The 26,902-nt window shown below is 63.1% G+C and carries 26 protein-coding genes and 3 pseudogenes; 16 read left to right on the forward strand and 13 right to left on the reverse strand.

The window, feature by feature from the left end; translation table 11 throughout:
- Positions 1-143 precede the first annotated feature (143 nt).
- The 3 genes and pseudogenes from ACOKS3_RS11380 to ACOKS3_RS11390 form a co-directional block, all read left to right on the forward strand.
- Complete coding sequence (locus tag ACOKS3_RS11380; RefSeq protein WP_103446831.1) at positions 144-968, forward strand: AraC family transcriptional regulator; 825 nt, start codon at positions 144-146, stop codon at positions 966-968.
- 72 nt (positions 969-1,040) lie between these two features.
- The gene (locus ACOKS3_RS11385; protein ID WP_103446832.1) at positions 1,041-1,427 is read left to right on the forward strand and encodes a cupin domain-containing protein; all 387 of its coding nucleotides are present in this window, start codon (positions 1,041-1,043) and stop codon (positions 1,425-1,427) included.
- A 602-nt stretch (positions 1,428-2,029) separates the two neighbouring features.
- Positions 2,030-2,464: pseudogene (locus ACOKS3_RS11390) on the forward strand (GMC oxidoreductase); the annotation flags it as partial.
- A 76-nt stretch (positions 2,465-2,540) separates the two neighbouring features.
- On the opposite strand, the gene ACOKS3_RS11395 reads toward ACOKS3_RS11390, so the two are convergent.
- The 3 genes from ACOKS3_RS11395 to ACOKS3_RS11405 all read right to left on the reverse strand — a co-directional run bounded on the left by ACOKS3_RS11395 (position 2,541) and on the right by ACOKS3_RS11405 (position 5,729).
- A complete protein-coding gene (locus tag ACOKS3_RS11395; RefSeq protein WP_103446833.1) occupies positions 2,541-3,041 on the reverse strand; it encodes a GNAT family N-acetyltransferase in 501 nt (166 codons plus the stop codon).
- A gap of 54 nt (positions 3,042-3,095) precedes the next feature.
- Positions 3,096-4,844, reverse strand: coding sequence for an OPT family oligopeptide transporter (locus ACOKS3_RS11400; RefSeq protein ID WP_422764220.1), 1,749 nt, complete (start codon positions 4,842-4,844; stop codon positions 3,096-3,098).
- A 63-nt stretch (positions 4,845-4,907) separates the two neighbouring features.
- Positions 4,908-5,729, reverse strand: coding sequence for a helix-turn-helix domain-containing protein (locus ACOKS3_RS11405; RefSeq protein WP_422764219.1), 822 nt, complete (start codon positions 5,727-5,729; stop codon positions 4,908-4,910).
- 107 nt (positions 5,730-5,836) lie between these two features.
- Between ACOKS3_RS11405 and ACOKS3_RS11410 the strand changes: the two are divergent.
- From ACOKS3_RS11410 to ACOKS3_RS11420, 3 genes and pseudogenes are all read left to right on the forward strand, one after another.
- A pseudogene (locus tag ACOKS3_RS11410) lies at positions 5,837-5,947 on the forward strand (DUF2834 domain-containing protein); the annotation flags it as partial.
- Between the two features lie 38 nt (positions 5,948-5,985).
- On the forward strand, positions 5,986-6,414 hold the full coding sequence (locus tag ACOKS3_RS11415) for an MAPEG family protein (protein ID WP_422764218.1): 429 nt from the start codon (positions 5,986-5,988) through the stop codon (positions 6,412-6,414).
- Positions 6,415-6,546: 132 nt separating this feature from the next.
- Positions 6,547-6,924: a hypothetical protein gene (locus ACOKS3_RS11420; RefSeq protein ID WP_422764217.1), complete on the forward strand. Its 378-nt coding sequence runs from the start codon at positions 6,547-6,549 to the stop codon at positions 6,922-6,924.
- A 15-nt stretch (positions 6,925-6,939) separates the two neighbouring features.
- Here the strand turns inward: ACOKS3_RS11420 and ACOKS3_RS11425 are convergent, their stop codons facing one another.
- Positions 6,940-7,710 (reverse strand): class I SAM-dependent methyltransferase, encoded by a 771-nt coding sequence (locus ACOKS3_RS11425; RefSeq protein WP_422764216.1) that lies wholly within the window; start codon positions 7,708-7,710, stop codon positions 6,940-6,942.
- Positions 7,711-7,899: 189 nt separating this feature from the next.
- Between ACOKS3_RS11425 and ACOKS3_RS11430 the strand changes: the two genes are divergently transcribed.
- A complete protein-coding gene (locus tag ACOKS3_RS11430; protein ID WP_103446837.1) occupies positions 7,900-8,262 on the forward strand; it encodes a hypothetical protein in 363 nt (120 codons plus the stop codon).
- A 20-nt stretch (positions 8,263-8,282) separates the two neighbouring features.
- Positions 8,283-8,936 (forward strand): HD domain-containing protein, encoded by a 654-nt coding sequence (locus tag ACOKS3_RS11435; RefSeq protein ID WP_422764215.1) that lies wholly within the window; start codon positions 8,283-8,285, stop codon positions 8,934-8,936.
- Positions 8,937-9,066: 130 nt separating this feature from the next.
- On the opposite strand, the gene ACOKS3_RS11440 is transcribed toward ACOKS3_RS11435, so the two are convergent.
- On the reverse strand, positions 9,067-9,837 hold the full coding sequence (locus ACOKS3_RS11440; RefSeq protein ID WP_422764214.1) for an SDR family NAD(P)-dependent oxidoreductase: 771 nt from the start codon (positions 9,835-9,837) through the stop codon (positions 9,067-9,069).
- A 127-nt stretch (positions 9,838-9,964) separates the two neighbouring features.
- On the opposite strand from ACOKS3_RS11440, the gene trbK reads away from it, so the two are divergent.
- Entirely contained in the window at positions 9,965-10,144 is a 180-nt protein-coding gene (gene trbK / locus ACOKS3_RS11445; RefSeq protein ID WP_103446840.1) for an entry exclusion lipoprotein TrbK, read from the forward strand.
- Between the two features lie 33 nt (positions 10,145-10,177).
- On the opposite strand, the pseudogene ACOKS3_RS11450 reads toward trbK, so the two are convergent.
- Both ACOKS3_RS11450 and ACOKS3_RS11455 read right to left on the reverse strand, forming a co-directional pair.
- Positions 10,178-10,390: pseudogene (locus tag ACOKS3_RS11450) on the reverse strand (hypothetical protein); the annotation flags it as partial.
- A 100-nt stretch (positions 10,391-10,490) separates the two neighbouring features.
- Entirely contained in the window at positions 10,491-11,468 is a 978-nt protein-coding gene (locus tag ACOKS3_RS11455; RefSeq protein WP_103446841.1) for a 5'-nucleotidase, read from the reverse strand.
- 165 nt (positions 11,469-11,633) lie between these two features.
- On the opposite strand from ACOKS3_RS11455, the gene ACOKS3_RS11460 reads away from it, so the two are divergent.
- The 3 genes from ACOKS3_RS11460 to ACOKS3_RS11470 all read left to right on the forward strand — a co-directional run bounded on the left by ACOKS3_RS11460 (position 11,634) and on the right by ACOKS3_RS11470 (position 15,043).
- Positions 11,634-13,325: a SulP family inorganic anion transporter gene (locus tag ACOKS3_RS11460; RefSeq protein WP_422764213.1), complete on the forward strand. Its 1,692-nt coding sequence runs from the start codon at positions 11,634-11,636 to the stop codon at positions 13,323-13,325.
- A gap of 306 nt (positions 13,326-13,631) precedes the next feature.
- Positions 13,632-14,420 (forward strand): formate/nitrite transporter family protein, encoded by a 789-nt coding sequence (locus ACOKS3_RS11465; protein WP_103446843.1) that lies wholly within the window; start codon positions 13,632-13,634, stop codon positions 14,418-14,420.
- A 179-nt stretch (positions 14,421-14,599) separates the two neighbouring features.
- A complete protein-coding gene (locus ACOKS3_RS11470; protein ID WP_422764212.1) occupies positions 14,600-15,043 on the forward strand; it encodes an acetyltransferase in 444 nt (147 codons plus the stop codon).
- A gap of 23 nt (positions 15,044-15,066) precedes the next feature.
- On the opposite strand, the gene ACOKS3_RS11475 is transcribed toward ACOKS3_RS11470, so the two are convergent.
- Complete coding sequence (locus ACOKS3_RS11475; protein WP_422764211.1) at positions 15,067-16,044, reverse strand: D-2-hydroxyacid dehydrogenase family protein; 978 nt, start codon at positions 16,042-16,044, stop codon at positions 15,067-15,069.
- A 58-nt stretch (positions 16,045-16,102) separates the two neighbouring features.
- Positions 16,103-17,014, reverse strand: coding sequence for a LysR family transcriptional regulator (locus ACOKS3_RS11480; protein WP_103446846.1), 912 nt, complete (start codon positions 17,012-17,014; stop codon positions 16,103-16,105).
- Between the two features lie 94 nt (positions 17,015-17,108).
- Here ACOKS3_RS11480 and ACOKS3_RS11485 point away from each other — a divergent pair, with 94 nt between their 5' ends.
- Positions 17,109-18,278 (forward strand): MFS transporter, encoded by a 1,170-nt coding sequence (locus tag ACOKS3_RS11485; protein ID WP_422764210.1) that lies wholly within the window; start codon positions 17,109-17,111, stop codon positions 18,276-18,278.
- A 21-nt stretch (positions 18,279-18,299) separates the two neighbouring features.
- On the opposite strand, the gene ACOKS3_RS11490 is transcribed toward ACOKS3_RS11485, so the two are convergent.
- Together ACOKS3_RS11490 and ACOKS3_RS11495 are read right to left on the reverse strand one after the other, a co-directional pair.
- Positions 18,300-21,092 (reverse strand): RHS repeat-associated core domain-containing protein, encoded by a 2,793-nt coding sequence (locus ACOKS3_RS11490; protein WP_103446848.1) that lies wholly within the window; start codon positions 21,090-21,092, stop codon positions 18,300-18,302.
- Between the two features lie 105 nt (positions 21,093-21,197).
- A complete protein-coding gene (locus tag ACOKS3_RS11495; protein WP_103446849.1) occupies positions 21,198-21,821 on the reverse strand; it encodes a glutathione S-transferase family protein in 624 nt (207 codons plus the stop codon).
- A gap of 132 nt (positions 21,822-21,953) precedes the next feature.
- Here ACOKS3_RS11495 and ACOKS3_RS11500 point away from each other — a divergent pair, with 132 nt between their 5' ends.
- Positions 21,954-22,697 carry a sulfite exporter TauE/SafE family protein gene (locus tag ACOKS3_RS11500; protein ID WP_103446850.1) on the forward strand — a complete coding sequence of 248 codons (744 nt, stop codon included), beginning with the start codon at positions 21,954-21,956 and terminating at the stop codon, positions 22,695-22,697.
- Positions 22,698-22,776: 79 nt separating this feature from the next.
- Positions 22,777-23,502 carry a hypothetical protein gene (locus ACOKS3_RS11505; RefSeq protein WP_103446851.1) on the forward strand — a complete coding sequence of 242 codons (726 nt, stop codon included), beginning with the start codon at positions 22,777-22,779 and terminating at the stop codon, positions 23,500-23,502.
- Positions 23,503-23,608: 106 nt separating this feature from the next.
- Here the strand turns inward: ACOKS3_RS11505 and ACOKS3_RS11510 are convergent, their stop codons facing one another.
- Positions 23,609-24,046 carry a carboxymuconolactone decarboxylase family protein gene (locus tag ACOKS3_RS11510; protein WP_422764242.1) on the reverse strand — a complete coding sequence of 146 codons (438 nt, stop codon included), beginning with the start codon at positions 24,044-24,046 and terminating at the stop codon, positions 23,609-23,611.
- Between the two features lie 200 nt (positions 24,047-24,246).
- Here ACOKS3_RS11510 and ACOKS3_RS11515 point away from each other — a divergent pair, with 200 nt between their 5' ends.
- On the forward strand, positions 24,247-25,443 hold the full coding sequence (locus tag ACOKS3_RS11515) for a cyanate transporter (RefSeq protein WP_103446853.1): 1,197 nt from the start codon (positions 24,247-24,249) through the stop codon (positions 25,441-25,443).
- Here the strand turns inward: ACOKS3_RS11515 and pdxR are convergent.
- Positions 25,436-26,869, reverse strand: a complete 1,434-nt coding sequence (gene pdxR, locus ACOKS3_RS11520; protein ID WP_422764209.1) for a MocR-like pyridoxine biosynthesis transcription factor PdxR — start codon at positions 26,867-26,869, stop codon at positions 25,436-25,438. The two genes, ACOKS3_RS11515 and pdxR, sit on opposite strands and share 8 nt — an antisense overlap.
- Positions 26,870-26,902: the final 33 nt, after the last annotated feature.

Raw genomic sequence — 26,902 nt, forward strand, 5'->3', positions numbered from 1 at the left:
GTCCTCTGAAGGCGATGCGCCATGACCGTCTGGCTGACGACCCCTGGCGGAGGTCAAGCGGAAATGGATTGGGTGCCCGCGCAAATCTGCAATAGGATGGACCCTCCTCAGCCAACATTGTGCGATGGCAGCAAGCCCTATCCATGGAACGAAAAGCAAACCTGTCATCCGCGTCTGACTGGGTAATACGCAGCGCCACGCCTGGCAGCGTAGAGCGCATCGAAGCGTGGTTTGGTGGCCACGGCTACGACCCACATCGGCACGATACCTACTCGATAGGCCGCACCCTTGCCGGTGTGCAGAGCTTTCACTACAAGGGGGTGTTGTGCCACGGCGTGCCGGGCAACACCTTGGTGCTGCACCCGGACGAAGTCCATGACGGCATGGCCGGCACGGATATCGGCTTTCGCTACCGGATGGCCTACATCGACCCAGCGCTGATCCAGCACGTGCTCGGCGGCGAACCGTTGCCTTTCATTGCCGGCGGGCTGTCCAGCGACCCGCGCCTCTATCGTGCCAGCGAGGCCTTCGTGCAGGCATTGGATCATCCCCTGGAAACACTGGAGGAGCAGGATGCCGTCTATGACCTGGCCATGGCGCTGCGTGCAGTCGGCGGCAAGCCACGTGGCCGCAAACGCCTGGACTACCGTTCGGCCGAGCGCGCCAGGGAATTCATCATGGAGCACCTTCACCACGGTATCACGCTGGAGATGCTCGAACAGGCCAGCGGGCGTGAGCAGTGGAGCTTGTCACGGGATTTCCGGGCGCTTTACGGCACCAGCCCATACCGGTTTGTCACGCTGCGGCGCCTGGACTGTTTTCGCAGGCTGATCCTGGACGGTTTCACCCTGGTCGATGCCGCCCTCGCTGCAGGCTTTCACGACCAGAGCCACATGACCCGACACTTCACGCGCAGCTACGGCGTGCCGCCCCTGCGCTGGCTGGAACGCCTGCGGCCTGCTCGCTGACTTGCAGGATCGTACAAGAGCAGCGTGCTTTGCGTTCGATAGGCTGATCGCTCTAACTACAGAGGATCTGTCATGGCCGACTTACACGAGCAACGCGCATCGCAACCTGTGAACCTGGCTCAAAAGGCTGCACTGATCGAGCAGCAGTGGAGCCCAAGGGTGGTCGCGGAAATGAACGACTACCAGTTCAAGGTGGTGCGCATCGAAGGGGAATTCATCTGGCACTCGCACCCGGAAACCGACGAAGCGTTTCTGGTGCTTGAAGGCACCTTGCGTATCGACCTGCCAGAGGGCTGCGTGTATGTGCAGCCGGGTGAACTGTATGTCGTGCCACGTGGGGTAGAGCACAGAACAGCGGCACAGGCGGAAACGAAACTGATGATGATCGAGCCGCGAGGCGTTTTGAACACCGGCCATGAAGGTGGGGCGCGCACTGCGGTGAATGACGTCTGGATCTAGGTTGACGTCGCCGGCAACGAGGCGCTATTGGCCAGAGAGCGGGAAGCCAGTCGGTTGGAATCAGAAGGCGCCGCTGCCCGCCGCCTGCCAAGGCAAGGGTGACCTGCCTGTGCTGCAGCAGATGGGCAAGGTTGCCGGCCCACTGGTGGACCAGAGCGGCACCTACACGCGCAACGCGATCATGGTCAAGTCGTCCTGGAAAGTGCTCGATGGCAGCGACAAGCCGGAAGACTTCCACGCCGATCAACGAGCGCAAAGGCCCCTACCTGTTCTACGACGCCCAGGCCAGCGACCGCCCGGTGAACGAGCCACCCGCGCAACCGTGGGATCCGTCGAAGAAGGCCACGCCTTCGCAGATCGTGCGGGAAATTCCGCTCACCGCCGCAACCCACCAGCTCAACGCACAGTGGCAAGGCGCGCTCAAGGGCACGGTGTGGGCAAACTACCAGTTGATCAGCACCCAGTGGCCGACCGACCCTGCCGACAACTGCGAGATACCGTCGCCGACCAACCCGCTGGGCACGCCTGCGCCGAACTTCCTGGCCAACGCCACGCTGGAAACCTACAACCAGGGCACGACGCCCCAGGCTTCGTCCTGTTGCCAAGCGCTGGTGCAGCAGCTCAACAGTGTGCTGACCCGCCAGTTCCGTCTGGGCTTCCTGATCGAGCAGGTGGAGAAAGACTCCGACAATGCGCTGTGCCGGGTGGAGAGGACCACAAAACTCACCGACGGCTTGGGCCTGCCTCGGCCTCAAATCACCTACGAACTGTCGGATTACACCCAGGAGGGCTTCAAGCAGGCGCGCCTGGCCGCCACGCATATCATCACCGAGCTGATGGGCGCCACCGAGCTGACTGACCTGAACCCTAGGCTTGAGCCCGGCTCGCAAACGGTGTTCGAGTACGACGGCCAGAACTACCCGTTCTTCGGCGCTGGTCACCTGATGGGCACCTACCGTATGGGCTCGGACCGCAACAAGTCGGTGGTGGACAAAGACCAGCGCAGCTGGGACCACCCCAACCTGTTCCTGGTCGGTAAGCGCTGTCATACCAACCCCACAGTGCTGCGCTAATGCCGCAGTAATGTGGGGTTGCTCTCGCAGCCATGGTGAATCAGGGTTTCGCAGCAATGGATTTGGCCATTTCCGCCGTTCCAGCCCAACCGCCTTGCGCATAGACCGGTTTGCCCGTCTCGGTGGCGTGCAGGACCGCGAACGTGATGCCCCGGCGAGCGAACTCGGCGTCAGCCGCTTGCATCAAGGCCGAAGCCAGGCCGCGGCGGCGGTAGGCCGGCTGGACGTACACGTTCAACACGTACCCACGCTTGTCCAGGGTCGGGTGCGAGGGATGGGGCGGCCAATCAATGCTCATCAGGCCAATGGCGGCGACCGCTTGCTCGCCATCCAGGAGTTTGAATCCGTAATACCGACCGTCACCAAGCCGCTGCTCCAGCCATGGGCGAAAGTGCTCAGTCATGACGCGCAGTTCTTCAGGATTCCCGCCCGCCTCAAGGAACATTTGCTCGCGATGCGAGCAGATCATTTCTGTGTCAGAGGGCTCAACTGGCCGACACGCGAGCCCCTGAAATCCTGCACATCCTGATACCTCCATCATCGTTTCTCCAGCGCCAGTAGCATCCACTCATGACGATGCAGCCTATGCCACTCCCTACAACCCTCGCAACATCTCCCAGAACGACGCGCCCACCCCCATGATGCTCTCACCGGCAATCATCCCCGCCGCCGCGGTAATCGCAAACCGCTCGGTAACGCTGGGCCAGCGGCAACTGACCAGCCAGGTAATCACTGCCCCAAGCCCCATCATCAGGCTGATCGATGCCGGCAAGATGAACGCCAGCCCCAACGCCGCCGTACTCGGCAGCCAGCGGGCCGTCCGTTGCGGCAGCAGGCTGTCCAGCACGCCCAGCAGTACCCCGACACTGCAACCCGCCACGATCGCCCAGCGCAGCTCAAGCGGCAGAGCTCCCAGCCCCTGCGTAAGCGTCTGCGCCACCGCTTTCCAGGTCGCCACGGCCGGTGCCGGCCACTGCTCGGTGATCAACAAGGCCTGCGGATCGGGAATCAGCACCCTATACACCAGCACGCCGACCACACTACCGATCAAAATCCCGATGCACTGAGCAACCAGCTGCTTGTGCGGCGTAGCGCCAATCGCCAGGCCAACCTTGAAGTCGTTCATCAGGTCGGTGGATTGCCCGGCCGCGCCACCCGCCGTGTTGGCGCTCATCAGGTTGATCGCCACCTGGCCTGGGGCGATAACACCGAAGCTCAGCTGCGACAGCTTGCCAATGGCGCCAATCGGTGCGATGCCAGTGGCGCCGACCACGCGCGCCGCGACTACGGCAAGGCACACCGCCAACGGAATGCTCAGCAGCGCCATCCACCCGTCGATCCCGAACAACAACACCTGCAGGGTCACGACCAGCGCCATGGACAGCAGCAGCCCCGACGCAGGCCATGGGGTAAAGCGCATCCTGGCGCGTGGCGTGCGCTGCTCAGCAGCCGATCGCCGGGGTACCTGAAACAGACGAACCGCCAACGAAGTCAGGGTCGCGCAGACCATCAGGCTCACGCCCGGCCACAACAGCCATTCCACCAGCGCGGCGAACTGTGGCCCGCTGGCGTTCGGGGCCAGCACCACCAGGGCATGCTCGATCAGCCACGGCGCCAATCCACCCCATGCCAGCGCAGCGCCGATCAGCAACGTCAGCCCAACGCGAATGCCGATGATGCTGCCGAAACCGATCAGCATCAGCGAAGGGTCGACCGTGAAGGTCAGGCGTTCGAGCGCCGGCGTGGGTGCCCAGCGCGGTATCGTCCAGACGAACCCGTCGATCCACTTCACCAGTGCTGACAACAACGCGGCGCTGCACAGCACCCTGATCCGTGCCATGGCTTCGCGCCCATGGTTATAGATCTGCTGCAGCGTTTCCAGGGTCGCCATGCCTTCGGGAAACTTCAGGCCATGGTCGTTGAGCAGGGCGGGGCGCAGGTACCAGGCGATCCAGATGCCCAGGAAGCTCACCGAGAACACCCAGGCCATCATCGGCACCGGGTCCAGTTGGTGACCGGTGAGCAGGGTATAGGCGGGGATCGGCGCGACCAACCCGCCCGACACGATGGAGGCCGCGGCCGATGCCACGGTCTGGTTGATGTTGCTTTCGTGCAAGGTCCACGCGGGGCGGTGCTTGCGGCGCCCCGCCAGGCCCTGCCACAGGGCGAAACCGACCAGCAAGGCGATGATCGACATGTTGAATGACCAACCGATCTTCAGCCCTGCGTACACATTCGAGGGCGTGAGCAAGATGCCCAGCACCGTGCCGGTGAACACCGCCCGCAGGCTCAGTTCACGTTCGACGCGAACCGGAGGGAGGGCGGTGGAGGGGGCATGTCCCATGGCAATCCTTTGTCGACGTCGCAAACGCGCTCTGGACAACTGAGCCCTGACAGCCACGAAGGTTCACTGGCCGTGATCCACGCGCCATTGCTCGAAGGCTTGGGTCATCCTTCGCCGGGTTGATTCATCGGCAGGAATCAGGTGCTCGATACGCAGTGACTCGACAGTGATGTCCAGGGGTAGCCCGAAGGTGGTGAAGGTAGAGAGGAAGCTCAACTCGTCATCTGCGGTGCGTACACGTGTCAGCAGCACGGGGCTGGCAGTCGCTGCCTGCAAGGCAATGGCCGGTGGCGGGAGGCTGCACAGGCGCTCGGCGAGCGCAGGGTTGCTGACTGACTCCCTGGCCGCGCGTTGCCACGCGGCAGCACGGATCTCCTGGGCGTTGGCCAGGCGATCACCCAGGCCTCCGGGGCTCAGCAGTGTTTCAAGCAGGTTGAGGCCTGATGATACCTCCTGCGTCACACCCGCCAGCGCCAACAGCAGGCCAGTGCTCACGTTGGCAGCAGTGATATCCCAGTTGCTGTCGATGACGATGGCAGGCGCCGGATTGTTCGCATGCAGAATATGTTCGATGGCTGCGTGCACCACTTCCATGGCGGGTGCATCGAGCGGCGTCGCGGCGTAGCGCGGCGCGTAGCCAGCCGCAAGAAAGACTTCGTTGCAGTGATCCAGTGGGGCCCCAAGGGCCGAAAGTATGGCATGCAAGGTGCTGGGGCTGGCTTGCGCGCGCCCGGTTTCGATGCAGCTGAGGTGGCGCTGTGAAACCCCGGCCATTAGTGCAAGTTCAAGTTGGCTGAGCCCCGCCTGCCGACGCAGGTTGCGCAAATGCTGGCCTGCCGTTGTGGTCGGTGTGGGGGATTTTTGATGGAACAATGGGTAACTCATGCTTCGTCTCTGCCCGTCCTTGCGCTCGGGCTCAATGACCTCAGAGGTCATTGAGCCTCAACAATCCTATCCCTACTGTGCCAGGAAAACATTCCAAGGACAGGATCATGGTACTTCGCTTTTATGCGCTGGCATCGCTGGTGCTCTTTTCGATCTACACCGGCTGGACAATGTCGATTGCCGAACAATCGCTGGTGGCCTTCGGTCGCGAGCTGATTTATCTGGCGGTGAATGGCCTTGATCGGGGGCACCAGGTATGAACGGTGCCTTGAACGTCTACGCGCTGTGCGTGGTTGTGCTGTTCCTCAAGATGTTTGCGGTCTCCTGTTACCAAGGTTGGTTCCGACTGCGACACAGAGCATTCACTAACGCAGAGGACGCCGCCGTTTTCAATCGGGTTGCCCGCGAGTCTGAGCTTGCACAAGTGATTCGGGCGAGCAGGGCCTGGGCAAACGACCTGGAAAACATCCCGGCCTTTTTCGCGCTTGGTGGGTTGGCCATTGCCATGAATGCACCTGCAGCCGTCACAGCAGGGCTGAGCATTCTATTCACCGTCGCCAGGGTCCTGCATACCTTGGCTTACTTGAGTGGGGTTCAGCCATGGCGCACGGTTTTCTATGGGGTTGGGTTACTTTGCCTCTTGGGGTTCTGCGGGTCGCTCACAGTGACGATGTTGGTGCGCTAGAAGGCCGAGGCAGGGCCCTGGCGCCAAAGCGCCGCTCACCTTTCCGGCGCATCATACCCCGGGCGCCTGAAGGCATATTCGTTGTTGCAGACAATCAGTCATAATCGGCTATTGAATCAGGACTGAAACGCCATGAATCCTTACCTACAAGAAGTCATCGACCTGCACGTACTGATCGAGGCGCTCTTCGCCAGAGGGGAGGGCCAGGTTGAAGCCATGATCGAGCGCTTCACGCCAGACTTCTCCATGATCACGCCGACTGGCCTGCAGGTATGCCTGCAAGATGTATCCACCCTGTTCGCCAAGCGTGCCGGTAGCCAGCCAGGGTTGACCATCGAGCTCACCGGGTTGGAAACCTTGGCGCAAGGGCCGGACGGCGCAGTGGTCCGCTATCAGGAGACACATCGGCAGCCCGGCCAGGACACTAAGACACGGCTCTCGACGGCACTGTTCAGCCTTCAGGGCGATCGCGTTCTGTGGCGCCATCTCCATGAAACCTGGGCGGCGTGATTTTCCGCTAGGGCCTCAGCCAAGTCGCTGGCAGAGGTACGCCTGGGTCTGATAGGGAAACGCGATGCTTTCCTGGCCGCGCAGCGCAGGGTGCGTCTGGATCAGTTCGCGCAGTTGCCGGGTTACCTCGGCCTTGTCCGCAGGCGGCAGGCTGGCGATGAAGCTGACAGACAGAATACGGTCCATGATCACCGTTTCGGCATTGCCGAGGTGAGTGTGTGCGAAGCAGGTCAGTTCAGGCGCCGAGAAGCCTGAGCCGTCGAACGCAGCGCGCCATTGGCCGGTATGAAAGCGCGGTGTATCACCCTCGTAAGGGGTGATGATCCGGGTAATCGCCGCCACCCAATCGACCGATTCGTCCCGTACGTTCCACACAAGCCCCAGGCGCCCGCCAGGTGTGAGCACCCGATGGATCTCCGCCAGTGCCTGGGCGTCCGCGAACCAGTGGAACGCCTGGGCACACAGCACCACGTCGGCGCTGGCAGCGGGCAACGGTATGGCCTGGGCTGTTCCGGCAAGCACCTCGATGCCGGGTACACATTTGGCGAACTGCTGGCGCATCGCATCGACGGGCTCGACGGCCGTCAGGCGGTCCGTCAGCGGCAGCAGCAAACGGGTGAACTTGCCGGTGCCAGCGCCAAGATCGACCACACGCGTCTGCCCGTTGATCATCAGCCTCTGCTGCAGCCAGCTGGACAGGGCCTCGGGGTAGGTTGGCCGGCCTTGGGTGTAGGTGTGGGCCTGGCGGGAGTAGCCGGTCTGGGCGGCGTCATGGACGGGAGGCATGTGGCTGGCTCCTGATAGGGCGGGCGATGGGCTGATTATAGAAACGGTGCGGTGGCGTGAAGATGAAGAAGCAGGTCAGCAGCGGGCGGAGCAGGGTGCTGGTGAGCGTTGCGATCTTATGGCAGTACCCACGCTGTTCGGATAAGGTTTGGCGTCTGAAATGGAACGTCACCAGAAGGCACCAGGGTCATGGATAACTCTTTTGATATGTACGCGCGCTTGCACAACCGTCGATTCACCGTCGCCAGCAACAGCCAGGGCTTATCGGGTAGCGGCACGGTGTTCCGTTATTTTGTCGACGGCGAGGCCATTACCAGTACCTATCAGGGCGGCCGCATCCGCGTGGGCAATCAAGTGGGGCGGGTGACGGGCGGTAACACCTTCGAACTGCTTTTCCAGTGCATCACCACTGAGGGCGAGCTGCTTGCCGGCTGGTCGCGCGGCGAGGTGGGCCGGGACCCGAGCGGGCGTACAACGCTGCGCTTTGTCTGGGGCTGGTTGTCCGGTGCAGAGGGTGGCGGGGAATCCAGTTATGTCGAGCTGGTCGACTAGCAGTCGATGGAGAAACTGAGATGACCAGCGAGGCGTTTGCCCCTTTCCAGATGCTTGCCGCCGAACTGCTGAAATGCCTGCCGGCGAGCCAGCAAGATGGCTCCCACGACCAGTCTCACATCCATCGCGTGTGGGTCAATGTACAGCGGATCCAGCGGGTGGAAGGCGGTGATCTGCAAGTGCTGCTCGCCGCGACTGTGCTGCATGACTGTGTCGCGATAGAAAAGAACTCGCCACTGCGTGGGCAGGCGTCGACGCTGTCCGCAGACAAGGCCGCGTCGATCCTGGCTGGCCTGGGCTGGCCCTCTGAGCGTATTGAGCAAGCGGCACATGCCGTCAAGACCCACAGTTACTCGGCCGGTTTCGAACCTCAGACGCTTGAGGCCAGGATCCTTCAGGACAGTGATCGGCTGGACGCTTTAGGTGCGGTGGGCATTGCCAGGTGCTTTTACACGGCAGGGCGAATGGGGGCGGCGCTTCACGACTTCGAGAACCCCGTTGCGCAGGGCAGGGACTACCGGGATACGGCGTATGCGATCGAGCATTTTCACACCAAGCTGCTGAAACTTGCCTCAGGCTTCCAAACTAGCGAAGGGGCTCGGCTGGCTACTGAGCGCCATGCGCGGCTTGAGGCATTTCTTGCAGATTTCATGGATGAGGTTGGCGCGAGCTAGGCGATAGAGCCCTGCGTTGGCGCGCAACGCTTTGGGCCCCCGTCGTTTTTTTTTGTTATAACGCCCACCCCTTGAACGGGTTGAGCCTTCGCCCTGGATACCACATCACCACCGTGATTGGGTGATGCGTTCACCATTCGATCGTTCGCCCATCCCACGCCCAGAACCCTCCACTATCCGTGGGCCCCAAACGCCCCACCTGCTCGATGACACACTGCGCCGCGAAGGCCGGGTCAAACAGCTTCCCCGCTGGCACATTCCCTTGAAACGGCCGCGACAGCTGCGTGTCAGTGGTCCCGGGATGTAGCGCCATCACGGAGGCTGCCGGGTTCAGGCGCCTCAGCTCGATACTGGCGGTGCGCAGCAACTGATTGAGCGCCGCCTTGCTGGCCCGATAGCTGTACCAACCCCCCAGGCGGTTGTCGCCGATCGATCCCACTCTGGCTGACAGCGCCGCAAAGGTGGCGGGCTCCTTGCGCAACAACGGCAACAGATGCTTGAGCAGCAGTATTGGCCCGAAGGCATTGGTCGCGAAGCTTGCCTGCAGGCCGGCCAGGTCCAGCTGTGCCAGTGATTTCTCTGCCTTGGCGCCGTCCTGATGGAGGATGCCCAAGGTGCTGATGACCAGGTGAAGGTGATCGCACGTTTGTGCAAGCCCTGCCGCCAATGCTGCGAGCGCTTGCTCATCACGCGCGTCGCAATCCATCAGTACCAGGCGCTCAGCGTGATGCCTGGCGAGTAGCGCGAGGTCGTCATTGCCGCTGGCGTTGCGTGCAACGCCCCAGACCATGGCCACATCATCGCGAGCGAGCAATGCCGTACACAATGCCAGGCCGATGCCCCGGCTTGCGCCGCCTATCAGGACTTTGGCCTTGCCATTCAGGCCGGGTATCAGGCTCATGCAGTGCCTCCTGGGGCTGTAGGTGGACTCAGTGACAGTCTGGCATTGAACTCGTCCTGTGACGCGCTACGCTTTGTGCAGGAATCTTTTCTTTTGCCAGATCTCCGCCCGTCAATGGAGTGAGCAGATGATTCGCAAAGCCCTACTTGTGATTGTCAGCGTTGTCCTTCTGGAGGCCTGTGGCGATGACTCCTCCCACTACGCGGTGTCCGATGAACACTGCCAGCCCGATCGTCTGAAGACGCTCCCCAACAATCCCAACCGGGACACGCTGGTCGAAAAATGCATGCCTCGACAATCCCAATGAGACCGCAAAGCGGCCCCAATACCCTCAAGATGCTCAAGCGCCTTTCAGCATTGATACCGGGCTGCCATCGGCTGTGGGTAACCCTTCTAGAAATGCCCTGACTTCCCGTTTCCCGCGCAAATGCAACACCGGCACATGCGGCCCGACCTTCTGGCGAACAGCTTCGATGCCTTGCCGATAGCCACGGACGAACGTCCACACGAACTTGAGAAACTCAAGGTCGAGGTGTTCGTCACAGCCATTGGCGCCTGCTTCACAACCAGCCTCGGCCTGACCGTCAAACCGGCGATTCTATCGATGTGCTCTCAGGCCTACAAATGCTCATGCCTCTCCGGATATTCGGTCTTCAGGTGTTACCTGCGTTCACTATTGCCGGCTTTGCCGGTTGCGGTGTGCGCACTTTGTTCGCTATTCCAAACGGCACATGGACCATCGGCAGGTCCCCCGCCGCCGAGAACAAGTGACTGCGCTGGTCATCGAAGAACATGTGCGGCTTGAGAATCTGCAACACCCGGTCCTTCTCCATCCCGCCAAGGAAGAACGACTCATCCGGCGAAACCCCCCAGTTCTTCAGCGTCGTCACCACCCGCTCATGGGCCGGCGCGTTGCGCGCCGTGACGATCGCGATGCGCAGGATGCGCTTGTACGCCGGGTCTTGCGCCAACTTGCGGTCTTCCAGCTTGCGAATCAGCGACAGCTTGCGATACAGGTCCGCCAGCGGCCCCGGCTGGTGCGGGATCGCCTTGCGGTCCCGTTCATGGGCCTGGAACTCATCCAGATTCAGGCGCTGCTTGTACACGCTTTCCGCCTCGTCATCGGCAATCACACCATCGAAGTCGAAGGCCACCCGCAACTCGGTGTCGATCTCGTCATCGTAGATCTTCGTCGGCAGCACCAGGCCTGCCGGGTAGTCGGCATCGATGGCCCGCTGCACATCGCCTTCATGGGCGCTGAGGAACAGCGAGGCATTGAAAGCAGGGATGTATTCGTACGGCGAACGGCCGGACATGAACGCGGCGCGGGTGATGTCCAGGTCGTAATGATTGATCGAGCGGAACACCCGCAGCCCGGTTTCCGGCGAGTTGCGCGAGAGCAGCACCACTTCTACCGGCAGTTGCTCGGGGAAGGCCTTGTTGATGCTCAGGAAGCGGCGGATGAACGGGAAGGCCACGCCCTTGGGGAAGGGCACGTCGAGGTTTTCTTCCTGATGCAGGCGATAGGCTTCGACACCTTCGCTCTGGTAGATGTTGTCGGAGACGGTCAGGTCGAACAGGGCGCTGGAGGCGACGCCGACGACGAGTTTCTGCTCGATGGGGTAGGGCATGGCTGGATTCCTGAGCCGGTGTCGATCAATGTACGGTAAATAGCCAGGCAGGCCAAACCTCAGGAGACCGCCAGGCGCCATGCTGGATGCCAACCGGCGCCGCTGTTGGCGATGAAAGCATTGATCGAGGGCGCATGAAGGGTATATCCGCAACGGGAACGTAAGATGGCCAATACCAACAAGTTCAAACGCTTTCGCCTCCCCATTCTGCAGGGCCTGCTGCCGTTGAACGCGAAGCAGATTCCCGCGGAGGTGGTCGCAGGCCTCACCCTGGCCGCACTCGCCATTCCAGAGGTGATGGGGTACACCAAGATTTCCGGCACCCCCGTCGTCACCGGACTCTACACCATGTTGGTGCCCATGGTGCTGTTCGCCCTCTTTGGTTCATCGCGCCACCTGGTGGTGGGCGCCGACTCGGCGACCGCTGCCATTCTGTCGGCAGCATTGGTCGGGGTCGCTGCAACCGGGTCTGATGAATACCTGGCGCTTGCCCAACTGCTTGCCCTGATGGCTGCCGGCCTGCTGCTGCTGGCCCGGCTGGTGCGCCTGGGCTTCATGGCAGACTTTCTGTCACGCACCGTGCTCGTCGGCTTTCTCACCGGCGTCGGGCTCCAGGTCGCCCTCGGCCAGCTGGATGGCATGCTGGGCCTGCCAGCAGCAGGTCATGGCGTGCCTGGCAAACTCTGGTCGACGCTGCAGCGGCTGGACCAGCTCAATTGGCATGCCGTCGCCGTGGCAGCGCTGGTGTTGATCGTGATCCTCGGAAGCCGCAAACGCTCGCGCAAGATACCCGGGGCGCTGATCGCCGTGGTGGGTGCCATTGCGCTCAGCTGGATGTTCGACTTCGGCGCTTACATGCAGGTGCTTGGCCCCGTGCCCAGCGGGCTTCCGCACATCGGCTTGCCCAAGTTGCAGTGGAGCCTGGACCTGCTCGGCCAATTGCTGCCGACGGCGTTTGCCATGTTCGTGGTGATACTGGCCCAGAGCGCGGCGACCTCGCGGGCCTACGCCTGCCGCTACAACGAGACGTTCAGTGAAAACACCGACCTGGTCGGCTTGTCGATTGCCAATGTCGGTGCCGCGCTGTCGGGCACCTTCGTGGTCAACGGCAGCCCCACCAAGACGCAGATGGTCGATAGCGCCGGTGGGCGCAGCCAACTGTCGTTGCTGGTGACTGCACTGGTCGTGCTGTTGGTGCTGCTGTTCCTCACCGCACCGCTTGCCTATCTGCCGGAGTCCGTGCTGGCTGCGGTGGTGTTCATGATCGGCATCGAACTGACCGACTTCAAGCACCTGAAGAACATCTACAGGGAGCGCCGCAATGAGTTCTGGGTCGCCCTGATAACCCTCGTTACCGTGGTGCTGGCGGGGGTGAAGGAGGGCATCATCCTGGCCATGCTGCTGTCCATCATTGACCACCTGCGCCGGGGCTATCACCCGAAGAACGTGCTGCTGGCCACTGCCGAGTCCGGGAAGCTGCAGCCGGTCGTGCTGTCCAGTGGCGCCCAGGCCAGGCCGGGGTTGCTCATCTATCGCTTCACCCACAGCATCTACTACGCCAATACCCGCCAGTTGAGTGAAGAAGTCACGCAATTGGTACAGCAGGCAACGCCCGGTTTGCGCTGGTTCTGTATCGACTGTTCGGCGATCGATGATGTCGATTATTCAGCTGCGGAAACCATCCGCAGCCTGGCAGCCACGTTGAAGGCCCAAGGGGTGCGCCTGGTGCTGGTCAATGTCATGTCGGATGTTGCAGACCACTCCCGTTACTACATCAAGCAACTGCTGGGTGAGCAGGCGATCTTCCCGCAGCTGGATGATCTGCTGGCCGCCTACGAGCGGGCTACATCACCTTGACCGTCAATTCTGCCGGCCTCAAAAGCTGTTGGCGAAATCGAAACGGAAAGCGATTAGCATCAATATGCAATCATTGGCTTGGTGCTCAAGATCTTCATCATCGACCCCATCTATCAACCCATCCACTCTATCAATTTGACTGCGACATTCTGCCTCAGTAACGTGCGCGGCTGTTCGTTGTAGCCCCAGAGACCACCCGTTTTGCCTTCCCCCTGAACCACCTCCGCATTCTCCCGCAACCCGTAAATTCCTGACTTCCGGCATGCCCCTGGGCATGGCTGTCGTCCCTGCGTTCGAGTTTCTGAAATGTCTGTCAATGCCCCCTCCCGGATCACCGAGCTCGTCATCGAAGCCGGTGCCAAGAAAGCCCAATTGCCTACCCGCGCGTTGCTCATCCTCGGCTTCCTCGCCGGCGGCTTCATCTCGATGGGCTTCATCCTTGCCATCCATGTCAGCGCGATGATCCCCGGGCAATGGGCTTCGCTGGGCAACCTGCTGGGCGCCGCAGTGTTTCCGATTGGCCTGATCCTGGTAATCCTGGCCGGGGGCGAGCTGCTCACTGGCAACATGATGAGCCTGCCGCTGGCCATGTTCGCCGGGCGCATTCGCCTGGCCGCAGTGGCGCGCAACTGGCTGCTGGTGACGTTGGCCAACCTGCTGGGTGCGCTGTTTGTGGCGTACTTCTTCGGCCACCTGCTCGGCCTGACCGAGGGCGCCTACCTGGACAAGACCGTGGCCGCCGCAACCAGCAAGGCCAGCGCCGACTTCGTGCATGCCTTCGTCTCCGGTATCGGCTGCAACTGGCTGGTGTGCCTGGCGGTGTGGCTGGCCTTTGCCAGCCGTGAGATGAGCGGCAAGATCCTCGGCATCTGGTTCCCGATCATGGCCTTCGTCGCCATCGGCTTCCAGCACGTGGTGGCCAACATGTTCCTGATCCCGGCCGCGATCTTTGCCGGTTACCTGAGCTGGGGTGCGCTGGTCGAGAACCTGGTGGCGGTGTTCCTCGGCAATGCAGTAGGCGGGGCGATCTTCGTCGGCCTGGCATACTACGTGTCGTTCGGCGCTGCGCCCCAGGAGCAGGTAGCGGCGCCGTAAGCGCCTTTATTTCGCCGGGAAGGAGGGGTAGCATTGGCGCCTCCTTCCTTTCCGGCTGTTCTGCCGTGCACCGCCCAGGCGTTGATTCGCGAAGCGGGCATACATGATGCCGACATGAGTACGGTCGCCTTGCCAAGGCGCACCGAAAATCCGTCATCAAAAATTATCAGGATGATTCCATGATCATTCGCCAAGCGCTCGCTGCCGATCACCCTCGGCTGCTCGACATCTGGCTGCGCGCCGTGCGCGCAACGCATCAATTTCTGCAGGCGTCCGACATCGACGCGCTGCTGCCCCAACTGCGCGATGTCTACCTGCATGCCGTCGAGCTATGGGTGGCTGTTGACACTGAAGACAAGCCGCTGGGCTTTATCGGGCTCAACGAGAACCACGTGGAAATGCTGTTTATCGATCCTGACCTGCGTGGCCAGGGTATTGGCCCTGAACTGTTGGATTTCTGCCGCCGCTCACGCGATACCCTCAGTGTCGATGTGAACGAGCAGAATCCGCAGGCAGTGGGTTTTTACCTCCACTACGGCTTCGTGCAGACCGGGCGTTCGCCGCTGGACGGCGAAGGCCGGCCTTTCCCTTTGTTGCATATGGCTTTGCCTGACAAGGCGTAAGCAATAACGCTCAATCCTCCAGATCAGCGCCGCACTGTCAGCGCCTGAGGGTTGACAACGTTCTTCGCGATGCCTTGGGCAAACGCCACCACGTTGTCGAAGGCATCGCCGAAGTACAGCTCGTAGCCGTTCTTTTCCACATAGCCCAAGTGCGGCGTGCTCAGCACCCGCGGGTGTGAGAGCAGGGGGTGGTTCGGCTCGAGTACCGGCTCCTGTTCGAATACGTCCACGGCGGCGAAGCCCGGTCTGCCGGCGTCGAGCGCCTGCAGCAGGGCCCCGGGTGCAATCAGCTCGGCTCGGCTGACATTCACCAGCAGGCTATCGGGCTTCATCCGCGACAGGTCGTTGAAGGTCACCCTATGGCGCGTTGTCCCTGACAGCCGCAGGTTCAGGCTGACGATATCCGCCTCGGCAAAGAATGCCTCGCGTGATGTCGCCGCCCGATGCCCATCCGCCTCGGCCGCCGCCCGGCTGCCTTCGCTGCCCCACACCAGCACGGGCATGTCGAACGCCTGGGCATAGCGCGCCAGGCGCTGGCCGATCTTGCCGTAGCCCCAGATCCCGAGCACCTGGCCGGCTACCGCCTGGCCCAGGTTGACCTGCCACTGGCCCAGCTTGAACGCTTCGATCGCCGGTACCAGCTGGCGCCGGGCGTTGAGGATCAGCGTCCAGGCAAGCTCCGCCGGAGCCACTGGCGAGCCACGGCCTTCGCTCACGACGATGCCGCGGGTGGTGCAGGCCTCAAGGTCGAGGTGGCCAGCGACCTTGCCGGTCTGGCTGATCAGCTTGAGGTTCGGCAGCCGGTCGAGCAGCGCGGCATCGATGCGCGTGCGTTCGCGGGTGAGGACCAGGGCGTCGGCGTCGGCGAAGCGGGTGGCCAGTTCGTCCAGCGAGGCCGGCTCTTTCTCGTGAAACACTGTCACTTCATGCCCGGCCAGGCGTTTGAAGCAGTCGAGTGAGCGGATCACGTTCTGATAGTCGTCGGGAATGGCAATGCGCATGGTGGTTCCCCTTGGTGGTTCAGAAGCTCGGTTTCGTCGATTTCGACTGATCGGATAATCAGGCCGGCAGCAACGGCCAGCTCTGATGATGCTCCACCAGAAAATCCACAAACACCCGCACCCGCGCCGGCATCGCCGGCCCGCCCACGAACACCGCATGTAACGGCTCGCGGTCGCCCGGGTTAAAGTCCTCCAGCAGCGCCAGCAGTTTACCGTTTTTCAGCTCATCGACTACGGTGAACGTCCCGATCCGCGCAATCCCCGCCCCTAGCCTGGCCAATTGCGCCAGCGCCTCGCCACTGCTGCATTCGATGTTTCCCGTTATCTTGAGTGAAAATTCCTCACCCGCCCGACGAAACGGCCAGTCAGGTGCTGCCCGCCGGAAGTTGAAGCGCAGGCAGTTGTGCTGCGCCAGGTCTTCCGGCACCTGCGGCGTACCACAGCGTGCCAGGTACTCGGGCGAAGCCACCACCACCTGGCCGGTATGGCCGATGCACCGTGCGCTCAGCGAGCTGTCTGGCAGTGGGCCAAAGCGCAGCGCCACATCGGCTTGGCCGCCATGGATATCGGCGATTTCGTCACTCAGCGTCAGGTCCACCACCACCTGCGGGTAACGCGCGCTGAACGCGGTCAGCAACGGCACCACCGTCAGTCGCCCATGCCCCAGCGCCGCGCTGACCCGCAACCGCCCGCGCGGCACGCCTTGGTCAGTGATCGCCTCTTCGACTTCGAGCAGGTCCGCGAGGATGCGCCGCGCCCCGCGCAGGTACGCCTCGCCCTCGGTGGTGAGAGTGATCGCCCGGGTGGTGCGCAGCAGCAGGCGCGTGCCCAGGCGCTGCTCGGCGCGGGCAATGATGCGGCTCACCGCCGAGGGCGTCAGGCCCAGCATGCGCGCGGCGGCGGACAAGCTGCCTTCATCCACTACCCTGGCGAACACCTCCATCTCCCCGGAACGCCCGTGGTAGTCCATCTGTGCCTCCAGCGCAAAGGTGATTGCCGGAAAACCGGTCTAGTGCATTCAAAAGCGGGATCGTAGCATTCCCGTCATAGATAAGGAGCCTTGTATGCGTATCAATCCCCCTCTCGTGGCACTCGCCATCGGTGCCTTCGGCATCGGTGTCACCGAGTTCGCCCCCATGGGCATGCTGCCCAGCATCGCCGCCGACCTCGGCGTGTCCATCCCTGCCGCCGGGCTGTTGGTCAGCGCCTACGCGGTCGGCGTACTGCTCGGCGCGCCACTGATGACCCTGGCCACCGGCAAGATCCCGCGGCGCTACCTGCTGATCGGCCTGATGGCGATCTTCACCCTGGGCAACGTGATGTCGGCGATGGCCACCGATTATCAAAGCCTGATGGTCGCACGCGTCGTCACCTCGCTTAACCATGGTGCGTTCTTTGGCGTCGGCTCGGTGGTCGCGGCCAGCGTGGTTCCGCCCGAGAAGCGGGCAGGCGCGGTGGCGGCAATGTTCATGGGGCTGACCCTGGCTACCATCGGCGGCGTACCACTGGCTACCTGGTTCGGAGAGCTGCTGGGCTGGCGCACGGCGTTCTGGGGTATTGCCGGCCTGGGCCTGGTCGCGATGGTCTCGCTGTGGTTCGCACTGCCCAACCTGCCGCTGCCGAAAAGTGGCGGTGCAATGGCCGAAATCCGTGTGCTTGGCCGGGGGCCGGTACTGTCGGCGCTGGCGCTGACCGTGGTTGGGTCCAGTGCGATGTTCACCGTGTTCACCTACATCGCGCCGATCCTGCATGCCCAGGCACAGGCGTCGACGACCTTCATCACGGCCATGCTGGTGCTGTTCGGCATCGGTTTGACCCTGGGCAACATGTGGGGCGGCAAGGCGGCGGACCGCTCGATCGAGCGAACCTTGATGGTGTCGCTGGCAGTGCTGATCGCCGTGCTGCTGGTGTTTCCGGCCACCTTGGGCTGGTCGCTGCCGACCGCGGTGGCGATCCTGGTGTGGGGAATCGCCAGCTTCGCCCTGGTACCACCGCTGCAGATGCGCGTGATGGAAGCTGCCAAGGACGCGCCGAACCTGGCGTCGGCGGTGAACATCGGCGCTTTCAACCTGGGCAACGCGATTGGCGCGGCGCTGGGTGGCGCAGTGATCAATGCAGGGCTGGGGTATCCGGCGGTTTCGTATGCCGGGGCAGGGATGGCGCTACTGGGGCTGGTGCTGACCATCGCCTGGCGGACGCGGCCAGTGGTGCCGGTGCAGCAGGCGGCGGCATAACTGAGTTTCCATGGTTTCCTGCTACTGAGAGGAATATCGCTTTTGACGGGGGCCACGTTCTTCAGAAAGGCTCCTTGAACGAACCTGACCTACAGAATGCCCTCTGATGGCGGTCCCGCTTAATGAAGAATGAGCGGAGTCAATGTGCGGGGCGGGCTGGGAAATATCGGGCGAGCTGGGTGAATGTGACCTAGAGACTGAAACCTGCTGAAGTTCGATGGCTCCAGATGCTGAGTCAACAGTGGAATGCTGCCTTTCGAAAAGCTGAAGATCGGTGGATGCAGATGCTGAGCTAACAGTGGAGGGCGGCCTTTCGAACATCTCGAGAACCTCAGGATCTGCAACACTCAGGTCGGGCGTATATTCGCTCGGTCGGCGGGTTCGGCGGGATTCGGGGTGAATGTAAAATCCATAGCTTTCACTGAACGCGGGGAAGTAGGTCGTACCGAACTGCATGAGTGAGGCAGCCGTTATAAGCCGCTGCCCCGCGACTGGGTCCTCAGAGTGGTACCTGCGGAGCGCACTGATGGTTGTCAGGGTCAAGGCAGTGATCCTGGCCGCGATGGAAATCATACCTACTGCACCCAGACGTGTTCTGGCCTGGCGCCGTAAGTCGGCAACGACGCGCCTGGGTACATCACGCCAACGGTCAGCTGCCCGGCCCGCGTGTATGAGCGAGTCGAGTATAGGGAGGGCCGTGTTGATCAAAGCATGTGAGCCATAGATCAGATTTATGGCGAACGCGTACCGGATCCAATGCTCGTTTGGATCAAGAAAGGCCCAGAAGTCGGGTTCAGCGGATGCGTCCTCACCCACCAGCCCCCTATCATCGCGATTGCGGACAGGATTGTTTCTTACCATCCGATACAGGTTGAGTCCGTCAACCGTCCCGCCCGGATCTGCACTCAGCCATCGGGCCAGCCCAGGTTGATAGTAACGCCAGCCGTAGTAGTAGAGCCCGGTCGCATCACGCTCCTTGCCTGAATAGCGCCACGTTCTATGAATCAGGGCATCTGCCTCAGAAGCGGTCTCATCCAGACCCGTGGTCTCCCCGAAAGGCGCATATTCTTCGCGCGTGACCAATTTCCCGGAACGATCGGTTTCCCCACCAACGCTGCCCAGGTGGTCGCTGAACGAATAACGCAAATGGATTTCATCGCCCAGCCGATCATGTACCCAACGCAGGCCAGCGATTTCAGTGATCACAACGTCCTTGTGCGGCAGTGGCTGGCCGGCGAGTAGCCGTTGGCGAAGTTCCAAGCCTTGCAGATAGGTCGTGATGATCTTCTGCCAGGCGCCTGCTGTGTTTAGCGAGGTGATCTTGCGCGTACGCGTGCTGCCGTCGGCGTAGTGGTAATGCTCCCTGTCGTCAGCCTCGCCATCTGAGCGGCCAACCAGGCATACCTCACGCAGTTGATTGTCTGCCTGCCACGCCAATGGCCTGCCAGCGGCCAGCAGTTTCTGCAGGCCACCGGCGAGGAAGCCGCTTTCCGGAAGTAAGCCAAGGCCGTCCGGCAATGCCCGGTTGCTCTGGCTGGTAACGACAAGCTTGCGGCTTCGCACACCGGCGCCCCCGTTGTGGCTAAGGGTGGTTAGGTTGTCGCCATCGTCGTAGCTGTACTGCTCGCGGTATCGGCTCCATACCCCGCCACCCCGGCGGCCCGCAGCACTGAAGGCCGCCGTCCGAAAACCGCCGGTCACAGCGCGCTCGCGGCCAGTGGCATGCACCAGGCGGTACAAGGTGTCATAGGCATATTCCCGCACGCCGCTGACCTGCTGGTTGTGGTGCCATTGCGGGTCGACGCTTCGATCATCGAGGGCCTGCAGGTTGCCGACCGGGTCGTAGTGGTAATGCAGGTCGCAGATCATCAGTGCGCCCAGTGGGTGCCCGGCTGGGCGTGAAGTCTTGTGACGGACCAGGCGCTGCGTGGTGGGTGAGTAGGTAAAGGTATCGATCACGCCGTTGGCTGCGGCCTGCAACAGTGGCGCACCGTCGGCCCGGCGCTGCACGGCGTTGAATGCCACGGCCTGAGCATTGCCTTGGTGCAGCCGGGTTTCGCTTATCGCACCGCTGATGTCATAGGCTGTCAGCACAGTCACGTCCGCAGGATTGGTGGTAGCCAGCACTGCACCGGTGGCATCGTGGCAAGCGGTCATGCGCAGCGCTGAAGGTTCCAGTTCGCTTTCGCTGTCGCCTGCCCAGTCCGGCAGTTGTGCCTCGGGCTGTAACAGGTACCGCCGGGTTTCGATTACCTGATCGGTCAACGATTGCGAGCGGGTGTGAAGGTACCCGGCATTGTCGAACTGTTTGATGATGCTACCCACCAGGTTGCGGTCGCGCTCGGCCGAAGTCGTTTTTGCATGCAGCATGCGTTCGCGCTGGCGCGGCATGCCACCCGCCGGTTGTTCGAACGTTGCGAGCAGGCGCCCACCTTCAGCGGCGGCTTCATACAGTGACCAGTTGCGAGTGCCTTGGGCATTCTGCGCCCATAGCAAGCGCCCGGCGCTGTCGTTCAGTGCCAGGGTGGTATCGCCGTCAGCCGTATGTCGTTCGAGCGCCTGGCCGTCGAGGCTGCTGACCGTGGTGGCGTCGGGCAGCAGCGGTGCTGTCGGGGTCGCTCTGAGTGGGCGGGCACCGAAGACCCAGGTTTTGCGTGACAGCAGGTCTGCCTCGGAGCGTGTGCGCAACAACCGAGCCTGGGGAACATCGGGGTGGCGCAACAGGCGCAGGGCCAGCAGCGGGCTGTCGGCGCTGCCCCGGACAGCCACACTGGGCGTGTTCGCATGAAGGACTGCGAGTGCGGCCTTATGCATCGGCAGTCTCCGCTGGGGCTGTGCCTGCTACAAGGTCATGAGTCTATTGCTGTGCGCTGGCTCACGCACCTGGCAAAAATACCAGTTCTCGCAGCGCAGGCATGTTCAAGGCAGGCCGTTGCGCCCGTGGGCAAGGTAGCCCGGGCGTTGGCTTAGGCGCTCGTAGTACGCGCTCACGGCAGGCAGGCCAGGGTGATTCAGCGGTGTGGCGAACCAGCGCTGCACCGACAGGCCGATGGGGATGTCGGCCAGGGTGAAGTGTTCGCCGGCAACGTAGGCGCCGGTGATGGCCAACTGCTGTTCGAGGATACCCATGTAACGGGCCCATTCGGCACAGCCGGCGGCCAGGGCCTTGGCATCCTGGTGCGCAGGCGACTGGCGCACCAGCGACATGAACGGGTAGCTCCATGCCCGGTTCAGGTCCGAGGCTTGCCAGTCGATCCACTGGTCGACACGGGCCCGTGCCTGCGGTTCGGCGGGGTACAGGGCAGGGTCGCCGTAGCGGTTGGCCAGGTAACGGATGATGCTGTTGGATTCCCACAGGGTGAAGTCGCCGTCCTGGATCACCGGGACCATGGCGTTGGGGTTCAGTGCGAGGAATTGCGGGGCGTCGGTGGGTTGGAAGCCGTTGCCCCAGTCTTCACGCTCGAACGGAGTGTTGAATTCGGCGCAGGCCCACAGCACCTTGCGCACGTTGATCGAAGAGGCCCTGCCGAGTATCCGTAACATGCGGTCGTCCTTGATGGGGTGAACACTGATCGTCGACGACGGCGTCTTTCGGGTCAAGCCAGATTTGAAGCAGACATTCGCCACCGGCTCTGGCAAGGTGGAACGCCGATCTCGCCAGGCTCGAATAGCCCCATGGATGCCTTCTACCTCATCGCCCTCGGTGCCATCGTCGCCGGTTTCGTCCAGGGCCTTTCCGGCTTTGCCTTCGGTATGGTCGCCATGTCGTTCTGGGCCTGGGGCCTGGAACCGCGGCTGGCGGCGTCGCTGACCGTGTTCGGCAGCTTCGCCGGCCAGCTCATTGCAGTGTTCAGTGTGCGGCGCGGCTTCAGCTGGGCGCTGCTGTGGCCTTTCGTGCTCGGCGGCTTGGCCGGCATCCCGCTTGGGGTGTGGGTGCTGCCGTACCTGGACATGCTCTGGTTCAAGGCCGTGTTCGGCACGCTGCTGGTGCTGTGGTGCCCGTTGATGCTGCTGGCGCCACGCTTGCCACGGCTGCCGGGCAACCGCCTGGCCGATGGCGCGGTGGGCCTGGTGGGTGGGGCGTTGGGCGGAATCGGTGGCTTTACCGGCACAGTGCCTACACTGTGGTGTACCTTGCGCGGCTTCGAGCGCGATACCCAGCGCGCGGTGATCCAGAACTTCAACCTGTCGATGCTGCTGGTGACCCTGCTCACCTACCTTGGCACCGGGGTGGTGACCCGCGAAATGCTGCCCGCGTTCGGCGTGGTGCTGCTGGCCATGGCGCTGCCAGCGCTGCTGGGTACGCGGCTGTACCTGGGGATCAGCGAACTGGCGTTTCGCCGGGTGGTGCTGGGGCTGCTGACGGCCTCCGGGGTGGCCATGCTGATGGCGTCGTTACCGGTATTGTTGAGCCGTTGAGCGCTTGCCTGACGGAGCTTAACTTGGCACCCTTTGCGCCGCATCGATCCTCCGTGCCGTAACAGAAGGAAGCGCACCGTTGAGTTGGGACAAAGTCGGCAAACGCCTGGTCACCATGCTGCTTGGCCTGCTGGTCTTGCTGGTGGCGTATGGGCTGCTCAAGGACCATCCACGGCTCGAGGCGACCCTGACCTACGCCTACCTCACCTATCCCAGCCAGTTCAGCGAGCGCATCAGCAAGGCCAACGAGCAGCTCAAGTACGAGCAGTTGCAGCCGCGCATCAGCCGCATCGGCGACGGTGCATTGAACCCGTATCAGGTCGACAAGCTGATCGAGCTGGTCCAGGCACCTTATGTGCAATTGTTCGCCAAGCCGTTCGAAGCCGGGCTGGTCGATCACCGCACCGGCTTGCTCATCGACCTGCACAACCTTGGCGACAGTGACGTGCGCGCGGTGAAGATCCGCCTGCCAGCCAAAGGCCTGGTGCAGGTGCGCGATGCGGCGGGCAACGACACGCTTTACGAAGCGCCGACGGCGCAGGTGGAGATACCGGGCATCCAGCAGGGTGGGGAGTGCAGGGTCTGGGTCTACTTCGATGCGGACTATTCACTGATTCGCCAGGGCGGCATCGGTGTCAGTTTTGCCGGTGGCGAGGCAGATGTGCGGGTGTATAGCGAGTTCACCGGGTTCCCGGCGCTGGTGGCGCGCTACAGTCGCGAGCTGGTGGGGCTGCTGGGGGTGTTGCTGCTCGGCGTGCTGGGCATGGGGTACGCTTGCCTGACTCGACGGCGGGTTGTGGTTTGAGTGGGGGATCGTCTTTGTTCTTGCAGCGCTTGTGAGATCGAGCGCCGCCCGCGCGGCGCTCGATCTCACAAGCGCAAAAGCTCTCAGATCTGGCTCATTCCACCGATCAGGCCGGAACCATGGCGAAGCCTACGCCAAAGCGGTTCCAGGCATTGATGGTGGCGATGGCCAAGGTCAGGTTGGCCACCTCGACCGGCTCGAAGTGCTGCTGCAGCGCTTCGTATTCCGGTTGCGGGGCGCCTCGCTCGGGCAGCCGGGTCAGGCATTCCACCCAGGCCAGTGCGGCACGCTCACGCGGGGTGAAGTAAGTCGTTTCCTGCCAGACGCACAGGGTCTGCAAGCGCGCCTCGGTCTCGTCGGCCTTGCGCGCATCATTGGCATGCATGTTCACGCAATAGGCGCAGCCGTTGATCTGCGAAGCCCGCAGGCGCACCAGCTCGAGCAGTGAGTTTTCCAGGCCACTCTTGGCCAGGGCCTGCTCCAGGCCGACCATGGCCTTGTAGGCTTCCGGCGAGTGTTTGGCCCATTCGATACGGTTGTACATGCTGTGCTCCAGGGAATGCGTGATGGACATGCGCTACCTTAGCGCCCATCGCCCATTGGCCCGATAGCCAATCTTGCGCTTTGCCGGGAGGCCAATCGGGCCATTAAGGTGGCCACTGACCTGCATCCAATCTCTTCATTTCTACCCTGACTGCCTGGACAGGATAATGGCCGGGTCTTGCTTGGGAGTATCGATTCGTGATGAGAGGGGCGTTGAACCTGTTGCTGGTGATCTTGCTGGCATTGAACCTGAGACCGATCCTGACCAGCATTGGCCCGTTGCTCGAGCCGATGCGCGCGAGCACCGGGCTGGGTTACCAGCAGGCGGCGCTGCTGACCGCATTGCCGGTGCTGTGCATGGGGCTGGTGCCGTTGCTGCAGCCCTGGCTGCGGCGCTGGGTCAGCGAACACGGCGGCATGCTCGGCGGCCTCGGCGCCATTGCCCTGGCCTGCCTGTGGCGGCTGCAACTGGACAGCGCCTGGGCGCTGATCACCAGCGCGGTGCTGGCCGGGTTGGGTGTGGCGGTGGTGCAGGGCATGATGCCGGGCCTGGTCAATCGCTGGTTCCCCAGCCGCCTGGCCGGGACCATGGGCCTGTACTCGGCGGCGCTGATGAGCGGCGGTGGCCTGGCGGCGGTGCTCGGGCCGCATATCAGCGGGCACTTCGGCCACTGGCAGGCCGGGCTTGGCTTGTGGGCGATCCCGGCGGTGCTGGCAGTGCTGGCCTGGGCCGCGCTGCGTCCTCGGGACAGCGCGCCAAAGCTGGCCGGTGCCACGGGCGGCCACTGGTTCGGCACGCGCCGGGCCTGGTTGCTGGCGCTGTACTTCGGCCTGATCAATGGCGGCTATACCAGCATGGTCGCGTGGTTGCCGGCCTACCACCTGGAACACGGTGGCACCGCGCAGGGCGGGGGCGACCTGGTCGGCCTGATGACCATTTTCCAGGTCTGCGGTGCCCTGGGCCTGCCGCTGTTGCTGCGCGGCCTGGCCGACCGTCGCCCGGGCTTGTGGCTGGCGTTGTCGATCCAGCTGGCGGGTTTCCTCGGCTTGCTGCTGGCACCGACGCTGGCCATGGGCCTGTGGGTCGCGATGATCGGCTTTGGCCTGGGCGCCTGCTTCAGCCTGAGCCTGACCTTGACCCTGGAGCACCTCAAGACGCCCGCTGAAGCCGGTAGCCTGGCGGCGTTCGTGCAGGGCATCGGCTTCATCATCACCGGCATCATCCCGTACATCACCGGTTGGTTGCGCGATGTCAGCGGCGACTTCCAGGCATCCTGGATGTTGCTGACCGTTACCGTGCTGGCGATGCTGTTGGTGACCGCCTGTTTCGCCCCGCGCGGCTATGCAGCGGCCATTGCCCGGCCGAAGCGGGGTGGCCAGGCGGCGCTGGTCAACTGAGGCGCTGCAGGGTATCGCGGACCCGATCCAGCGCCGGGTCGATATCCAGCAGCTCGATGGCGCCGAAGCCCAGCAGCAATCCCTGGCGCACGGGGGCTTCGCTGAAGAACGGCGCCAGCGAATACAGGCCGACTTCCACCTTTCGGGCGAGGTTGGCCAGCAACTCGACATCCACCCCCGGCCGCGCCAGGGCGCTCAGGTGGAACCCGGCACTGGCGGGCACGGCGCTGAACCAGGGCGCCAGGTCGTCGTCCAGCCGCGCCAGGATGCGCTCGCGGCGGGCGCTGTAGATGTCATGGCAGCGGCGGATGTGCTTGTTCAGGTGGCCCTCGCCAATGAATCGCGCCAGTGCCCATTGCAGCAAGGTCGGGCTGTGCCAGTCGCTCAGGTGCTTGGCCACGCAGGCGGCGCTGAGCACTGCCGGGGGCAGCACCGCGTAACCCAGGCGCAGCTCTGGCAGCAAGGTCTTGGAGAACGTCCCGACATACGCCACCAGCCCTTGCTGGTCGAGGCGCTGCAGGGCATCGGCGGCCGGGCCCTGGTAGCGGAATTCGCAGTCGTAGTCGTCCTCGATGATCAAGGCGCCGAGCTCGGCGGCCCGTGCCAGCAGGGCATGGCGGCGGGCTTCGCTCATCGGCATGCCGAGCGGAAACTGGTGCGAAGGGGTCACGTAGATCAGCCGGGTGCCCTCGGCGATGTGCGCCACGCACATCCCCTCATCGTCCACCGGTACTGACTGCAGCTTTGCCCCCAGGGCCAGGAACAGCTGGCGTGCCGGCGGGTAGCCGGGGTCTTCCATGGCCACCTGGCAGCCGGGCTCGACCAGCACCCGGGCGATCAGGTCCAGAGCCTGCTGGGCGCCGTTGCATACCAGCACGTCCGCCGCACTGCAATGCACGCCGCGGGCGTAGGCGATGTGGTGGGCGATGGCCTCGCGCAGTTCGGGCAGGCCCTGGGCGGAAAACTGCCGCTCGGGGTGCCGCTGGCTGCGGCGCAGGGCGTAGTTCAGGCAGCTGCGCCACTGGTCGAAGGGGAACTGCGCCTTGCTCGAGGCACCGCCGACGAAGTCATAGCGCGAAGGGGCTTCCTGGGAGCGCCTGGCGAGTACCGTGGCGCGTTGTTGCCAGCGCTGCAGTGATGCGGCAGCGGCCAGGGGCACGGCTTGTGTTTCACCGCTGTGCAGCGGTTGGCGCGGGGTGATGAACGTGCCACGGCCGACCACGCCACTGAGCAAGTTGTCGTAGGTCAGCCGCGAGTAGGCCTCGGCCACGGTCTTGCGCGACACGCCCAGTTGCTCGGCCAGCAGCCGGGTCGGCGGCAGTTGCGTGCCGGCGGCCAGGTGGCCACTGTCGATGCCGGCGCGCAGTTGCTGGTAGAGCTGGTCGGCCAGGCCTTTGCGGCCGTCCAGGCGGATATGCAGTTCCATGATCACTGTCCGAAGCATGAAAGTGCTGAGAAT

The organism is Pseudomonas sp. HS6-2, from assembly GCF_049325675.2.
Classification (GTDB): Bacteria; Pseudomonadota; Gammaproteobacteria; order Pseudomonadales; family Pseudomonadaceae; genus Aquipseudomonas; species Aquipseudomonas putida_N.

Coding starts and splice junctions, on each gene's coding strand:
- ACOKS3_RS11380 (WP_103446831.1), top strand. CDS start 144: ATGGAACGAAAAGCAAACCTGTCATCCGCGTCTGACTGGGTAATACGC.
- ACOKS3_RS11385 (WP_103446832.1), top strand. CDS start 1,041: ATGGCCGACTTACACGAGCAACGCGCATCGCAACCTGTGAACCTGGCT.
- ACOKS3_RS11395 (WP_103446833.1), bottom strand. CDS start 3,041: ATGATGGAGGTATCAGGATGTGCAGGATTTCAGGGGCTCGCGTGTCGG.
- ACOKS3_RS11400 (WP_422764220.1), bottom strand. CDS start 4,844: ATGGGACATGCCCCCTCCACCGCCCTCCCTCCGGTTCGCGTCGAACGT.
- ACOKS3_RS11405 (WP_422764219.1), bottom strand. CDS start 5,729: ATGAGTTACCCATTGTTCCATCAAAAATCCCCCACACCGACCACAACG.
- ACOKS3_RS11415 (WP_422764218.1), top strand. CDS start 5,986: ATGAACGGTGCCTTGAACGTCTACGCGCTGTGCGTGGTTGTGCTGTTC.
- ACOKS3_RS11420 (WP_422764217.1), top strand. CDS start 6,547: ATGAATCCTTACCTACAAGAAGTCATCGACCTGCACGTACTGATCGAG.
- ACOKS3_RS11425 (WP_422764216.1), bottom strand. CDS start 7,710: ATGCCTCCCGTCCATGACGCCGCCCAGACCGGCTACTCCCGCCAGGCC.
- ACOKS3_RS11430 (WP_103446837.1), top strand. CDS start 7,900: ATGGATAACTCTTTTGATATGTACGCGCGCTTGCACAACCGTCGATTC.
- ACOKS3_RS11435 (WP_422764215.1), top strand. CDS start 8,283: ATGACCAGCGAGGCGTTTGCCCCTTTCCAGATGCTTGCCGCCGAACTG.
- ACOKS3_RS11440 (WP_422764214.1), bottom strand. CDS start 9,837: ATGAGCCTGATACCCGGCCTGAATGGCAAGGCCAAAGTCCTGATAGGC.
- trbK (WP_103446840.1), top strand. CDS start 9,965: ATGATTCGCAAAGCCCTACTTGTGATTGTCAGCGTTGTCCTTCTGGAG.
- ACOKS3_RS11455 (WP_103446841.1), bottom strand. CDS start 11,468: ATGCCCTACCCCATCGAGCAGAAACTCGTCGTCGGCGTCGCCTCCAGC.
- ACOKS3_RS11460 (WP_422764213.1), top strand. CDS start 11,634: ATGGCCAATACCAACAAGTTCAAACGCTTTCGCCTCCCCATTCTGCAG.
- ACOKS3_RS11465 (WP_103446843.1), top strand. CDS start 13,632: ATGTCTGTCAATGCCCCCTCCCGGATCACCGAGCTCGTCATCGAAGCC.
- ACOKS3_RS11470 (WP_422764212.1), top strand. CDS start 14,600: ATGATCATTCGCCAAGCGCTCGCTGCCGATCACCCTCGGCTGCTCGAC.
- ACOKS3_RS11475 (WP_422764211.1), bottom strand. CDS start 16,044: ATGCGCATTGCCATTCCCGACGACTATCAGAACGTGATCCGCTCACTC.
- ACOKS3_RS11480 (WP_103446846.1), bottom strand. CDS start 17,014: ATGGACTACCACGGGCGTTCCGGGGAGATGGAGGTGTTCGCCAGGGTA.
- ACOKS3_RS11485 (WP_422764210.1), top strand. CDS start 17,109: ATGCGTATCAATCCCCCTCTCGTGGCACTCGCCATCGGTGCCTTCGGC.
- ACOKS3_RS11490 (WP_103446848.1), bottom strand. CDS start 21,092: ATGCATAAGGCCGCACTCGCAGTCCTTCATGCGAACACGCCCAGTGTG.
- ACOKS3_RS11495 (WP_103446849.1), bottom strand. CDS start 21,821: ATGTTACGGATACTCGGCAGGGCCTCTTCGATCAACGTGCGCAAGGTG.
- ACOKS3_RS11500 (WP_103446850.1), top strand. CDS start 21,954: ATGGATGCCTTCTACCTCATCGCCCTCGGTGCCATCGTCGCCGGTTTC.
- ACOKS3_RS11510 (WP_422764242.1), bottom strand. CDS start 24,046: ATGTACAACCGTATCGAATGGGCCAAACACTCGCCGGAAGCCTACAAG.
- ACOKS3_RS11515 (WP_103446853.1), top strand. CDS start 24,247: ATGAGAGGGGCGTTGAACCTGTTGCTGGTGATCTTGCTGGCATTGAAC.
- pdxR (WP_422764209.1), bottom strand. CDS start 26,869: ATGGAACTGCATATCCGCCTGGACGGCCGCAAAGGCCTGGCCGACCAG.